Annotated in this window: 12 protein-coding genes; 7 read left to right on the top strand and 5 right to left on the bottom strand. The window is 63.6% G+C overall.

The window, feature by feature from the left end:
- Positions 1-89 precede the first annotated feature (89 nt).
- Positions 90-1,871, bottom strand: coding sequence for a M61 family metallopeptidase (locus ACFOLG_RS17670; protein WP_386094549.1), 1,782 nt, complete (start codon positions 1,869-1,871; stop codon positions 90-92).
- Between the two features lie 430 nt (positions 1,872-2,301).
- On the opposite strand from ACFOLG_RS17670, the gene ccoN reads away from it, so the two are divergent.
- The 7 genes from ccoN (at position 2,302) to ACFOLG_RS17705 (ending at position 7,975) form a co-directional block, all read left to right on the top strand.
- The gene (gene ccoN / locus ACFOLG_RS17675) at positions 2,302-3,726 is read left to right on the top strand and encodes a cytochrome-c oxidase, cbb3-type subunit I (RefSeq protein WP_386094552.1); all 1,425 of its coding nucleotides are present in this window, start codon (positions 2,302-2,304) and stop codon (positions 3,724-3,726) included.
- Between the two features lie 18 nt (positions 3,727-3,744).
- Positions 3,745-4,359: a cytochrome-c oxidase, cbb3-type subunit II gene (gene ccoO / locus ACFOLG_RS17680; RefSeq protein ID WP_386094555.1), complete on the top strand. Its 615-nt coding sequence runs from the start codon at positions 3,745-3,747 to the stop codon at positions 4,357-4,359.
- A 3-nt stretch (positions 4,360-4,362) separates the two neighbouring features.
- The gene (locus tag ACFOLG_RS17685; RefSeq protein WP_386094558.1) at positions 4,363-4,542 is read left to right on the top strand and encodes a cbb3-type cytochrome oxidase subunit 3; all 180 of its coding nucleotides are present in this window, start codon (positions 4,363-4,365) and stop codon (positions 4,540-4,542) included.
- Between the two features lie 3 nt (positions 4,543-4,545).
- Entirely contained in the window at positions 4,546-5,460 is a 915-nt protein-coding gene (gene ccoP / locus ACFOLG_RS17690) for a cytochrome-c oxidase, cbb3-type subunit III (RefSeq protein ID WP_386094561.1), read from the top strand.
- A 151-nt stretch (positions 5,461-5,611) separates the two neighbouring features.
- Positions 5,612-7,030: a cytochrome c oxidase accessory protein CcoG gene (gene ccoG / locus ACFOLG_RS17695; protein ID WP_386094564.1), complete on the top strand. Its 1,419-nt coding sequence runs from the start codon at positions 5,612-5,614 to the stop codon at positions 7,028-7,030.
- Between the two features lies 1 nt (position 7,031).
- Complete coding sequence (locus tag ACFOLG_RS17700) at positions 7,032-7,553, top strand: FixH family protein (RefSeq protein WP_386094567.1); 522 nt, start codon at positions 7,032-7,034, stop codon at positions 7,551-7,553.
- Positions 7,550-7,975, top strand: coding sequence for a YbaY family lipoprotein (locus tag ACFOLG_RS17705; protein WP_386094570.1), 426 nt, complete (start codon positions 7,550-7,552; stop codon positions 7,973-7,975). The genes ACFOLG_RS17700 and ACFOLG_RS17705 overlap by 4 nt, the downstream gene beginning before the upstream one ends.
- Positions 7,976-8,052: 77 nt before the next feature.
- Here the strand turns inward: ACFOLG_RS17705 and ACFOLG_RS17710 are convergent, their stop codons facing one another.
- From ACFOLG_RS17710 to lysS, 4 genes are all read right to left on the bottom strand, one after another.
- Positions 8,053-9,156, bottom strand: coding sequence for an alpha-hydroxy acid oxidase (locus tag ACFOLG_RS17710; RefSeq protein WP_386094573.1), 1,104 nt, complete (start codon positions 9,154-9,156; stop codon positions 8,053-8,055).
- Between the two features lie 90 nt (positions 9,157-9,246).
- Positions 9,247-10,008 carry a hypothetical protein gene (locus ACFOLG_RS17715; protein WP_386094576.1) on the bottom strand — a complete coding sequence of 254 codons (762 nt, stop codon included), beginning with the start codon at positions 10,006-10,008 and terminating at the stop codon, positions 9,247-9,249.
- Positions 10,009-10,065: 57 nt separating this feature from the next.
- Positions 10,066-11,454 (bottom strand): tryptophanase, encoded by a 1,389-nt coding sequence (locus ACFOLG_RS17720; RefSeq protein WP_386094579.1) that lies wholly within the window; start codon positions 11,452-11,454, stop codon positions 10,066-10,068.
- Between the two features lie 446 nt (positions 11,455-11,900).
- A complete protein-coding gene (gene lysS / locus ACFOLG_RS17725; RefSeq protein WP_386094582.1) occupies positions 11,901-13,415 on the bottom strand; it encodes a lysine--tRNA ligase in 1,515 nt (504 codons plus the stop codon).
- Positions 13,416-13,470 lie beyond the last annotated feature (55 nt).

Below are 13,470 nucleotides of genomic sequence, written 5' to 3' on the forward strand. Positions count from 1 at the left end.
CCTGCAAAGGGTAGGACGGGTCGTCGGGTGCCCGCCTTTATCGTTGTGACGCTGACGCGTCCCCGGTCATGTTCTGTGTCGCGCGCTGCTCAGCCCTTGATCCAGGCGCCGCCGTCTGCCGCCAGACGCAGGCGGCAGGTATCGGCTGGCGCGCCCTGCAGCACGACGCGGAAGCTCAGCAGCTCGTCGCGGCGGAAGGCGTGCAGCTTCAGCTTGTCGCCGACGCGGTAACGGCGCAGCGCCTTGTCGAGGTCATTCAGCTTCAGGCCGTCCACGGCGATCAGCACGTCGCCGCCGGCCAGTCCGGCCGCCTGCGCGGCGCCGCCGTCCAGCACCGACACCAGCTTGACGCCTTGCGCATCGGCACCGGTCTTCACCCCCAAGGTTGGCCGCGCGGTGGGCGCCACGATCTCGGCCACTACACTGCCGCCATCGGCGGCGCCGTCGGCCGGCACCAGTTGCATCTCGACACCCTGGCCGGCCAGCAGTTCCGCCAGCGGCAGTTCGCGGGTGGAGCGGATCGCCAGGTCGAAGAACTTGCCGAGCTTGAGGCCGGTAACCTGCTCGGCCACGCGCTCCCATTCATCCTCGGCCAGACCGCGGCCGTCGGCCAGCCATTGCTGCCACAACGCCTGCATCACCGTGTCCAGGCTCTTGCCGCCAGCCGTGTGCTGGCGGATGTGCAAGTCCAGCGCCAAAGCCGCCAGTGAGCCCTTGGTATAGTAGCTGACGATGCTGTTGGGGCTGTTCTCGTCCTGGCGGTAGTACTTGGTCCAGGCATCGAAGCTGGAGTCGGCCAGCGTCTGCTTGCTGCGGCCGTTGCCGCGCGCCACGCCGGTGATGGTCTTGGCCAGCAGCCCCAGGTAGCGCTGCGCGTCGATCAGCCCGCAGCGCACCAGCGCCAGGTCGTCGTAATAGGAGGTGATGCCCTCGAACGCCCACAGCAGCGTGGTGTGGCCTTCGCGGTTCAGGTCGTAGGGGGTGAACGCCGCCGGCTTCATGCGCTTGACGTTCCAGGTGTGGAAATACTCGTGGCTGATCAGCCCCAGCAGCTTGAGGTAGCCGTCGCCGATGCCGTCCTCTCCCGGCTGCGGCAGGTCGTCGCGGCTGGCCACCAGCGCGGTGGAGGCGCGATGCTCCAGCCCGCCGTAGATGTCGCCACCGGCGAACAGCATGAACACGTAGCGCTCGAACGGCGCCGGCTCGCCGAAGAAGCGGATCTGCCATTCGCAGATGCGCTTGGTGTCTGCGGCCAACCTTTTCAGGTCTGCCTTGTATTTGCCGGAGACGACGAATTCATGCGGCACGCCGCAGGCCTTGAAGCTGACGCGCTGGAACTCGCCCAGTTCCACCGGGTGGTCGATCAGCTCGTCGTAGTTGGCCGCACGGTAGCGGCCGAAGCCGGATTTCTTGGTGTCCAGCGCCGGCAGGCTGGTGGCCACCTGCCACTTGGCCTGCGCCTTGTCCTGCGGCGGCAGGATTTCCACCTCGCACGGCTCGTGCTCGCAGCCGTCGGCCTGCAGGAACACGCTGGTGCCGTTATAGAAGCCGCGCTCGGCATCGAGGTAGGCGCCGCGTACTGACAGATCGAAGGCGTACACGGTGTAATGCACGCTCAGCGCCCCCGTCACCGGCGCCGCCTGCCAGCTGTGCTTGTCGAGCTTGGCAAGCGCCACCGCCTGGTTGCCGCATTCGGCGCGGATGGCCACGATGTGGCGCGCGAACTCGCGGATCATGTAGCTGCCGGGAATCCACGCCGGCAGCCGCAGTACCTGCCCCGCTGCCGCCGGTTGCGCCACGGTGAGCGTGACTTCGAACAGGTGGGCCTCGGGTGCGACGGGACGAATGCGATAGCTGACAGCGGTAGACATGATGGCAGTCCGGAGGGAAACGGAAGAAGCGCGAATTCTAGCACCAGCCACCCTGTGCTGCGCCTGACCTTACGGCTTGATATGCGTCAATAGCGAAGCAAGCGATGACAATATAATCGCCTGCATGTCAATGGCGGGAATGGGTCTGCAGACGGTGCGATTCGCGCAATTTGCGACCATCCGGTTCTCTATCGACTAGGAGCGCATGCCCGAATTGATTTAGAATCGCCTGTTGAACAACTGGGGATCGAGCGCGTTTTCCGCGGAGATTGCCTGGCTTTTCGCAGTGCACTGCACTGCCGGCCAGCACCGCAAACCAGGCCTCGGTTCCTGCGACTTGCCGGGCCTCCTGCACTACATGGGGGTACGCATCCGGACTTCAAGTCACCGGTTTCACACGTTCTAGTTCGCAACCTTGGAGAAAACCCTAATGGATACGCAATCCACTTATAACTATAAGGTGGTGCGCCAGTTTTCGATAATGACCGTAGTCTGGGGCATTGTCGGCATGCTGGTCGGCGTGATTATTGCGGCCCAGCTGGTGTGGCCGGAGCTCAATTTTGGGCCCTGGTTCCACTACGGTCGTCTGCGTCCGCTGCACACCAACGCCGTGATCTTCGCGTTCGGCGGTTCCGCGCTGTTTGCCACTTCGTACTACGTGGTGCAGCGTACCTGTCATGTCCGCCTGCTGTCCGACAAGCTGGCGGCATTCACTTTCTGGGGTTGGCAACTGGTCATCGTGCTAGCCGCCATCACCCTGCCGCTGGGCCTGACCTCCGGCAAGGAGTACGCCGAACTGGAATGGCCGATCGACATTCTGATCACCGTGGTATGGGTTGCCTACGCCATCGTGTTCTTCGGCACCATCGCCATCCGCAAGGTTAAGCACATCTACGTGGCCAACTGGTTCTACGGCGCCTTCATCCTGGCCGTGGCCCTGCTGCACATCGTCAACAGCCTGGAAGTACCGGTTTCCATGTGGAAATCCTACTCGGTATACGCCGGTGCCGTGGATGCCATGGTGCAATGGTGGTACGGCCACAACGCAGTGGGCTTCTTCCTGACCGCGGCCTTCCTGGGCATGATGTACTACTTCGTACCGAAGCAGGCCGGCCGTCCGGTGTACTCCTACCGCCTGTCCGTGGTGCACTTCTGGGCGCTGATCTTCACCTATATGTGGGCCGGCCCGCACCACCTGCACTACACCGCCCTGCCGGACTGGACCCAGTCGCTGGGCATGGCCTTCTCGCTGGTACTGCTGGCACCGTCCTGGGGCGGCATGATCAACGGCATCATGACCCTGTCCGGCGCCTGGCATAAGCTGCGCACCGACCCGGTGCTGAAGTTCCTGGTGGTATCGCTGTCCTTCTACGGCATGTCCACCTTCGAAGGCCCAATGATGTCGATCAAGACCGTCAACGCGCTGTCGCACTACACCGACTGGACCGTCGGCCACGTGCACTCCGGCGCACTGGGCTGGGTTGCCTTCATCTCCATCGGTTCCATGTACTACCTGCTGCCGCGCCTGTTCGGCCGTGACGGCATGCACAGCGTGAAGCTGATCGAAGCGCACTTCTGGCTGGCTACCATCGGCGTAGTGCTGTACATCGCCTCGCTGTGGATCGCCGGTGTGATGCAGGGCCTGATGTGGCGCGCGCTGAACGCGGACGGCACCCTGACCTACGCCTTCGTGGAAGCAGTGAAAGCCTCCTACCCGTACCTGTTCGTACGCTTCCTGGGCGGTGTGCTGTTCCTGTCCGGCATGCTGCTCATGGCTTACAACACCTTCCGCACCGTCGCTGCCGGCCGTGCCGTTGATGCCAAGATCCCGGCCGTTGCCGCTCACGCGCACTAAGGGACCAAGGGAAACATCATGGAAAAAATCCAGAAACTGATCGAAGAAAACGTAGCGTATCTGATCGTGCTGACCCTGCTGGTAATCAGCGTGGCTGCCCTGGTCGAGATCGTACCGCTGATGTTCCAGAAGTCGACCACCGAGCCAGTTGCCGGCGTGAAGCCGTACAACGCGCTGCAACTGACCGGTCGCGACATCTACATCCGCGAAGGCTGCTACACCTGCCACTCGCAGATGATCCGTCCGTTCCGCGCCGAAACCGAGCGCTATGGCCACTACTCGGTAGCTGGTGAGTCGGTATACGACCACCCGTTCCAGTGGGGCTCCAAGCGTACCGGTCCGGACCTGGCCCGTGTCGGCGGCCGCTATTCCGACGAATGGCACCGTGTACACCTGACCAACCCACGCGACGTGGTGCCGGAGTCCAACATGCCGGCATTCCCGTGGCTGGCGCGTAACCTGGCCGACGCCGAAGGCGTTGCCGCCAAGATGACCGCGCTGCGCAAGGTTGGCGTACCGTACAGCGACAAGGAAATTGCCGAAGGCCAGGCCATGGTGGAAGGCAAGTCCGAGCTGGATGCACTGGTCGCCTACCTGCAGGGCCTGGGCCTTGCGCTGAAGAACGCGCGCTGAGCCATGGACTGGACCAATCTGGCACGTATCCTGTTCACGGTGTTCTGCTTTACCGTGTTCACCGTGATCGCGATAGGTGCCTTCGGCAAAAAATCCAAGAAGCGTTATGACGAAGCGGCCAAGCTGGTGCTGGATGAAGATGACCAGCTGCCGCACAACTCGAACGCTTCCAACGGAGCCTGAGTAATGAGTGATTTCGTAAGTGACTTCTGGGGCGTATATATCGCCGTCGTGGTAATCGTGGGCTTCGTAGGCCTCGCCTACCTGCTGTTCACGCAGTCGAAAACCACGGTCAAGAAAGGTGAGCAGGTTGAAATTACCGGCCACGTCTGGGATGACGATCTGGCCGAGTACAACAACCCGCTGCCGCGCTGGTGGATGTTGATGTTCTACATCACGCTGGTGTTTGGTGCCGTTTACCTGACCCTGTACCCGGGTCTGGGTACCTGGAAAGGCCTGCGTGGCTGGACTTCCGTCGGTCAGTACACCGAAGAGAAGGCCCAGGCGGAAGCCAAGTACCAACCGCTGTACGACAAGTTCCTGAAACAGGATGTCAAGGCTGTGGCTGCCGACCCGGAAGCCCAGGCCATGGGCAAGCGCCTGTTCCAGACCTACTGCGTACAGTGCCACGGCTCCGATGCACGCGGTGCCAAGGGCTTCCCGAACCTGACCGACAACGACTGGCTGTACGGTGGTACGCCGGAAATCATCAAGACCACCATCAGCGGCGGTCGCCACGGCCAGATGCCGGCCTTCGGCGCGGCTTTCGGTGAGGACAAGGTAAAGGATGCGGCCAACTACGTAATGTCGCTGTCCGGCAAGAAGCATGACGCAGAACGCGCGGCGCGTGGCAAGGAAACCTTTGCCGCCATCTGCTCGGCCTGCCACGGTGCTGACGGCAAGGGCAATCAGGCTGTCGGCGCGCCGAACCTGAGCGACAACGTATGGCTGTATGGCGGTACCGAGAAGACCATCATCGAAACCATCACCAACGGCCGCAACAACCAGATGCCGGCCTGGAAAGACTTCCTGGGTGACGGCAAGGTACACCTGCTGACCTCTTACGTTTATGGCCTGTCCCATAACGGCAAAGCTCAGTAATTGATACCGCTCAATACTGCCCGCGCAAGCGGGCAGTATCTTTTGTGCAATCAGTATATTTTTTTGTAAATCATTTACCGCCCCAGAAGTTTGCGCCAAGGCCATACAATGACGCATGCCCTTGACGGAAATTTCTTGCAGGAATCCCACCATGACCGACAAGCTCAAAGACATAGCCGTCAAAGTCGAAAAACCCAAGCTGGAAACCGTCTCGCTATACGCCGCCCAGAAAAAAATCTACCCGCGCAGCGTAAAAGGCCTGTTCGCCAACTGGCGCATCCTGTTCGTCATCGGCACCCAGCTGCTTTATTTCGGCCTGCCCTGGCTGCAGTGGAACGACCGCCAGGCGGTACTGTTCGATCTCGTCAACCGCAAATTCTACCTGTTCGGCCTCACCATCCTGCCGCAAGACTTTGTCTACCTTGCCGCGCTGCTGATGGTCAGCGCCTTCGGCCTGTTCGCCTGGACCACCATCGCCGGCCGGCTATGGTGCGGTTACTCCTGTCCGCAGACGGTGTACACCGAAATCATGCTGTGGATCGAGCAATGGGTGGAAGGCGACCGCAACAAGCGCATGAAGCTGGACAAGGAGCCGTGGAGCCTGCGCAAGCTGCGCCTCAAGGGCACCTCGCAGGGCCTCATGATCGTGTTCTCGCTGTGGACCGGCTTCTCCCTGGTCGGCTACTTCACCCCGATGCACGAGCTGATCGCCGCCCTGCCCAGCTTCAACTACGGCACCTGGGAAACGTTCTGGATGTTCTTCTATGCCGGCTTCACCTACCTGTTTGCCGGCCACATGCGCGATCAGGTCTGCAAGTACATGTGCCCGTATGCCCGCTTCCAGAGCGCCATGTTCGATGAAGACACACTGATCATCTCCTACGACGAAAAGCGCGGCGAGCCGCGCGGCGCGCGCAAGAAAGGGCAGGAGCAGCAGAACCTGGGCGACTGCGTCAATTGCGGCATCTGCGTACAGGTGTGCCCGGTCGGTATCGATATCCGCAACGGTCTGCAATACGAATGCATCGGCTGTGCCGCCTGTATCGATGCCTGCGACGATGTGATGGTGAAAGTAGGCAGCCCCAAGGGCCTGATCCGCTACACCACCGAGGCCGCGCTGGCGGGCAAGTACCCGGAAAGCCAGTTCCTGTCGCGGCTGAAACGGCCGCGCGTGGTGATGACCGTGCTGGTGCTGGCCATCGTGCTGGTAGCGGCGCTGACCTCGTTGGTGATGCGCAAACCGTTCCGGGTGGACGTGATCCGCGACCGTGCCTCGCTGGTGCGCGAAACCGACGACGGCCTGCTGGAAAACAGCTACAGCCTCCGCATCATGAACGTGTCGGAACAAGTACAGCACTTCCGCATCCAAGTCGAAGGTCTGAACGGCATCAAGCTGGCCACCGACCACAAGGAAATCGTCGTCAAGCCCACCGAAAACGAGCTGATTGCGGTGCGGGTGCAGGTTTCGCCGGAAGAGGCGCCCAAGGGTAGCCACGAAATCCACTTCACGGTTGAATCGCTGCAAGACGGCAGCACCGTGCACGAAAAATCCAGTTTCATCGGGGAATAACATGCAGAAAACCACCGGGACCCCCACCCCCTGGTACAAGAACCGCTGGCCGTGGCTGCTGATGGCCGGCCCGGCCATTGCCGTGATCGCCGGCATCGTCACCTTCCGCCTGGCGGTGGTGAGCGCCGACGACATGGTGAACGACGACTACTACAAGCGTGGCAAGGACATCAACCTGGAGCTGAGCCGCGACAAGGCCGCCGTCAGCATGGGCATCAAGGCCCAGGCCATGTTCAGCGACGACATGCAGCACGTGCGCATCATCACCAGCAGCAAACAGCCGCTGGCGGCCAACCTAGAGCTGCAACTGCTGCACCCGACCCGCCAGCAGGACGACCAGACCATCACCCTGCAGCGCCAGGGCGACAACCTGTATCAGGGCAAGATCACCCGCTACAACGCCGCCCACTGGTATGTGCGGCTGCAGGACAAGGCCGGCACCTGGCGCCTACAGGGCGAGTGGCGCCCGCATGAAAGCCAGATGGTCGAACTCGGCAACCCGAAACTGGAGCCTGCAGAATGATGAAACCCGCCCCCACCCTGCCCCGCCGCACCCTGCTGCTGGGCCTGAGCGCGGCACTGCTGAGCGCCTGCGCCAGCCGCGGCCAGGCCCGCCTGGCCTATTTGAATGGCAGCGCCTTCTACCTGGAAAAAATCCAGTGGCCGCGCGACAAGACCCTGCTGCGCCTGCGCTTGCTGGACATCACCGACAGCAATGCCGCGCCGGCGGTGCTGGCGGAACAGTCGCTGGAAAAGGTCGGCACCCCGGCCGCGTATTCGCTGTGCTACGACGCCCAGGGCGTGCAGGCCAGCCGCCGCTACGTGGTGGATGCCCGCCTGTTTGTCGACGGCGAGCTGCGCATGCAGGGCCGCGAGCAGGTGGCCAGCATGGATGGCAACAGCGCCGGACCGCAGGTGCGCCTGCAGATGATCGCCATCGACTAAGCCCTGCCCGCCACGACCAAGCCCGCCAATCGGCGGGCTTGGTTATTAGCGCCAGGCTTGCGGCCAAGCTGGCCGCACTACTGCGGCCACAGCACCCGCTGGTCGATATCGTCCAGCGTCCGGCAACCGGTCAGCGCCATCGCCACTTCCAGTTCTTCCTGCAGGATGCGCAGCAGATGCGCCACCCCCAGCGCGCCGGCCACCGCCAACGCATGCACGAAAGGGCGGCCGATCAGCACCGCCTGCGCGCCCAGCGCCAGCGCCTTGAGAATATCGCTGCCGCGGCGCACCCCGCCGTCCAGCAACAGCGGCACCCGCCCGGCCACCACGGCGGCAATCGCCGGCAGCGCCTCCAGGCTGGCCGGCACCGTATCCAGCACCCGGCCGCCGTGATTGGAGACGATGATGCCATCCACCCCGTGCTGCACCGCCAGCTCGGCATCCTGCAGCGACAGGATGCCCTTGAGCAGCAGCGGCAGGCGCGTCTGCTGCCGCAGCCAGGCGATGTCCTCCCAGCGCGGCGCCTGCGCCATGAAGCCATCGAACACCGCACTTTGCCCGTGCTGTAGCGCGGGCAGCGCCATCGCCTGCCCCGGCAGGTTGGCCGCATATACCGCCGCCGGCAGCTGGAAAGTGGCGCGCTGTTCGACATTGCGCACCCCGGCCAGCGGTGCATCCACCGTCAGCACCACGGCGCGATAGCCGGCGGCCTCGGCGCGCTGCAGCAGCTGCAGTGTGATGTCGCGCTGCGGCTGCCAATACAGCTGGAACCACAACGGCCCCTGCGCCGCGGCAGCGATCTCCTCCAGCGGCGTGCTGGCCAGCGTGCTCACCAGCATGCTGCTGCCCACCGCGGTCGCGGCATAGGCTGCCGCCCGTTCGCCATCGGCATGCGCCAGCTTCTGGTAGGCCACCGGTGCCAGCAGCAACGGGTGGCTGAGCGACAGGCCAAACAGCTCGCGGCGGCAATGCCCGCCACGCACATCGGCCAGCACCCGCGACTGCAAGCGCCAGCGCGCAAATGCGGACAGGTTGGCCGCATGGCTCAGCTCGTCGGCGGCGGCACTGTCGATATAGGCACGGGCATTGGCGGAGAGATGGCGGCTGGCGTAGCGCTGGTAATCAGCAGCACTGACCAGGTCGGGCGGGATGCGGTCTAGCGGCGGCAATGCGTCGGACATAATGGCGGCACCAGGGCGAAAGCAGGCACCATAGCCAAAGCGAGAATAATTATCAACAACTACCGCCTGGCGACACCCGGCGCGGCAACTTCAGCCCTGCAGCACGCGACCATCGCGGCAATCGATCAGCCGGTCGATCGCCATGCCCGGCGGTATGCAGGCGAATTCGCCCGGTGCGCTGATCAGCATCAGCCCGTGGTTGGCCGGGCGCGGGAACCACTTGTCGTCGGTGGCGACGCGCACCGCGCCGACACCGAAATAGGCCAGCATCGGCAGGCTGTAGCTCCACACCGCGTAGCGCTGCAGCCCGCTGCGGTAGGCCGGCAGGTAACCATAGGAAGTGATGCGCTGATCGACGCCGATCTGCCGGAAAAACGCGGTTTCACGTTGCTGCTTGTCGCGCACCAGCTGCGCGATGCGCGGGCGCTGGGCCTCGCGGCGCTCGGCGGGATATTTGTACAGCAGCTGGCCGATGCGATCGGCGGTATCCATCATGCCGCCGTGAAAAGCGACGATGGCATACAGCCCCAGCTCGCGGCTGCTGGCGGCGGTGAACACGTAATTGGCACAGGAAGAATTGCAGTAGCGCGGCACCGACACCTTCAGCCGATGGCGGAACACCCACTCGCCCAGCGCCAGGCCATGCTCGAAATTGCCGCCCTGACTGGAGATCACCAGCGTATCCGGCTTGGGTTCCAGCGCCTCGTACAGCTGGTACAAGCGCTGGTTGGCCGCTGCCGACAGCTCGCCGCTGTAAATCAGCGCCTGCCCCGACAGCGACAGCTCCACCGTGGTCAGCGCCGTGGCCACGCCAGGCAACAACAAACCGACAACCACCAGCAACCGCTTCATCGTGCCTCCTGCCGGCGTGCGCCACAACGGGCAGGGCCGCAGCCCTGCCCGCCTACCTTACACCGGCTTCAGCCGTGCGGTGAAGTGACGCAGGATCGGCGGCTCATAGTCGAAACTCAGGCCGCGAATGCTGCCCGCACGGTCACGGATGTCGATCAGGCAATCGGCGATATAGTCCATGTGATCGTTGGTATACACCCGGCGCGGAATGGTCAGTCGCAGCAACTCGAACGGCGACGCCTCCTGCTCGCCGGTTGCCGGGTTGCGCCCCAGCAGCAGCGAGCCGATTTCCACCCCGCGGATACCCCCTTCAAGGTATAGCTCGCAGGCCAGCGCGTGCGCCGGAAACTGCTCGGCCGGGATGTGCGGCAGCAGCTTCTTGGCATCGACGAACACCGCGTGGCCGCCAGTCGGGGTCTGGATCGGAATGCCGGCTGCGGCCAACCTGTCGCCCAGGTAGGCCACCTGGCCGATGCGGTAGGCCAGATAGCCTTCGTCCATGCCCTCTTTCAGGCCGATAGCCAGTGCCGCCATATCGCGTCCGGCCAGGCCGCCGTAGGTGACGAAGCCTTCCATCGCCACGCAGCGTACCTGCACGCTGCGGAACAGCTCGACATCGTCCTTGAAGCAGCACAGGCCGCCGATATTCACCAGCGCGTCCTTCTTCGCCGACATGGTGAACATGTCGCCGTGGCTGAACATCTCGCGCACGATGGCCGGCACGCTGGCGCTGGCGTAATCCGGGTCGCGCTGCTGGATGAACCAGGCGTTCTCGGCAAAACGCGCCGCGTCGATGATCACCGGAATGCCGTGCTTGCGCGCCAGCGCCGCCGATTCGCGGATGCTGGCCATGCTCACCGGCTGGCCGCCGGCGCTGTTGCAGGTCACGGTGATGATCAGGCCGGCCACGTTGGCCGCACCGACTTCGGCGATGGTGGCCGCCAGCCGCGGCAGGTCGAAATCACCCTTCCAGTCATACGGCGTGGTGGTGTCCAGCGCCTTGTCGGTCAGCACGTTGATGGCGCGGGCGCCGGCAATCTCCACGTGCGCCTTGGTGGTGTCGAAGTGATAGTTGGAGATGAACACCGGGCGATCGCCGCGGCAGCGCTTCACCAGCTCCGGGAACAGGATCTGTTCGGCACCGCGGCCCTGGTGCGTCGGCAGCGTGTGCTGGTAGCCGAACACCTCTTGCACCGTATCGGACAGCTGGTAGAAGTTGCGGCTGCCGGCATAGGCCTCGTCGCCGGTCATGATGCCGGCCCATTGCCGGTCGGACATCGCACCGGTACCGCTGTCGGTCAGCAGGTCGATGTAGACATCGTCACCGCGCAGCAGGAACGGGTTCCAGCCGGCTGTCTGCAGGGCCTGGCGGCGGTACTCGCCGGTGGTTTGCTTGATCGGTTCCACCATCTTGATGCGGAACGGTTCGGGAATGCGTCGTGCCATGAGGATGCTCCTTGGCTTGCGGCCAACCCTTGCGCGCACGGCAGCCGCGCCTGTGCTCGTGGAAACGGCAGGCAGGCGCAATGCGTGGCGGGGCCACAAGTCAATCAATTCAATTGTAGAAAAGGGAAAAACGGGACGGCAGCCGGCAGGCTGCAGGGAGCATCAAGCGCGGGGGAAATCGTAGGTCAGCACAACGTCGAGGTTGTACCAGTGGGACTGCGTCAGGCTGGCACCCCAGCTTGTCGCAGCGCAGACAAGCAGATTCATGTTGGTCTCCGTTGCTAACAGACCTGCCGCGCGCGGCACGACAGGTGGCGGCGAGATTACGCCTGTGCCGACCACGCCGCAAGCGTTGTCGATATTGCGTTGCACGATGCGGCATGAAAAACGCCACGAGCGAGGCTCGTGGCGTTGGGCGTTGCGGGCGGCGGCAAGCCGCAGCGCGCTTAATCCTGATGCTCGTGACGCATCTGCGGGAACAGGATCACATCGCGGATCGACGGTGCGTCGGTCAGCAGCATCACCAGGCGGTCGATGCCGATGCCGCAGCCACCGGTCGGCGGCAGGCCGTATTCCATGGCACGGATGTAGTCGGCGTCGTAGTGCATCGCCTCGTCGTCACCGGCGTCCTTCTGTGCCACCTGCGACAGGAAGCGCGCGGCCTGGTCTTCCGCGTCGTTCAGCTCGGAGTAGCCGTTGGCGTGTTCGCGGCCAACGATGAACAGCTCGAAGCGCTCGGTGATGCCCGGCTGGGTATCGGAACCGCGGGCCAGCGGCGACACTTCCACCGGGTAGTCGATGATGAAGGTCGGGTTCCACAGCAGGCCTTCGGCACACTCTTCAAACAGCGCCAGCTGCAGGCTGCCCAGACCCGGTGCCGGCGGCAGCTTGCCACCCAGACGCTTGATCTCGGCGGCCACCCACTCGGCATCGCCCAGCTGCACGTCGCTGTACTGCGGGTTGTAGTGCTTGATGGCGCCGACGATGGTGAAGCGGTCGAAGCGCTTGCCCAGGTCCACGTCCTTGCCGTTGTAGCTCACCACGGTGTGGCCGGTGGCGGCGATGGCGCAGCTGCGGATGATCTGCTCGGTGAGGTCCATCATGCGCTGGTAGTCGCTATAGGCCTCGTAGAACTCGATCATGGTGAACTCGGGGTTGTGGCGGGTGCTCATCCCCTCGTTGCGGAAGTTGCGGTTGATCTCGAACACGCGCTCCAGACCGCCCACCACCAGGCGCTTCAGGTACAGCTCCGGCGCCACGCGCAGGTACAGCGGCATGTCCAGTGCGTTGTGGTGGGTGACGAACGGCTTGGCGGTGGCACCACCCGGAATCGGGTGCATCATCGGGGTTTCCACTTCCAGGTAACCCTCGCCCACCATCACCTCGCGCAGCGCCTGCACGATCTTGGAGCGCTTGATGAAGGTGTTGCGGCTGTCGTCGCTCATGATCAGGTCGACGTAGCGCTGGCGGTACTTCTGCTCCTGGTCGGTCATGCCGTGGAACTTGTCCGGCAGCGGGCGCAGGCTCTTGGTCAGCAGGCGCAGCTCGGTGACGTTCACCGACAGCTCGCCCTTGTTGGTCTTGAACAGCACGCCCTTGGCGGCCACGATGTCGCCCATGTCCCAGTGCTTGAACGCGGCATGCACTTCCGGGCCCACGCCCTGGTCGTTGATGTACAGCTGGATCTGGCCGGACATGTCCTGGATGGTGGCAAAGCTGGCCTTGCCCATTACGCGCTTGAGCATCATGCGGCCGGCCACGGCGACATGGATGTTCAGCGGCTCCAGCTCGTCCTTGCTCTTGTCGTTGTAGCCGGCGTGCAGTTCACCGGCAAGGTGCTCGCGCTTGAAGTCGTTGGGGAAGGCGACACCGGCTTCGCGCAGCGCTTTCAGCTTCTCGCGACGCTCGGCCATGATGTGGTTTTCATCATGCTGCACCAGGCTGGATTCTTGTTCCGACATGGAAATCTCCGTCAAATGTCAAAGGTTGGCCGCAACACTGCGGCCAACCTTGGGA

This window comes from Vogesella facilis (genome assembly GCF_042648525.1).
GTDB lineage: Bacteria > Pseudomonadota > Gammaproteobacteria > Burkholderiales > Chromobacteriaceae > Vogesella > Vogesella facilis.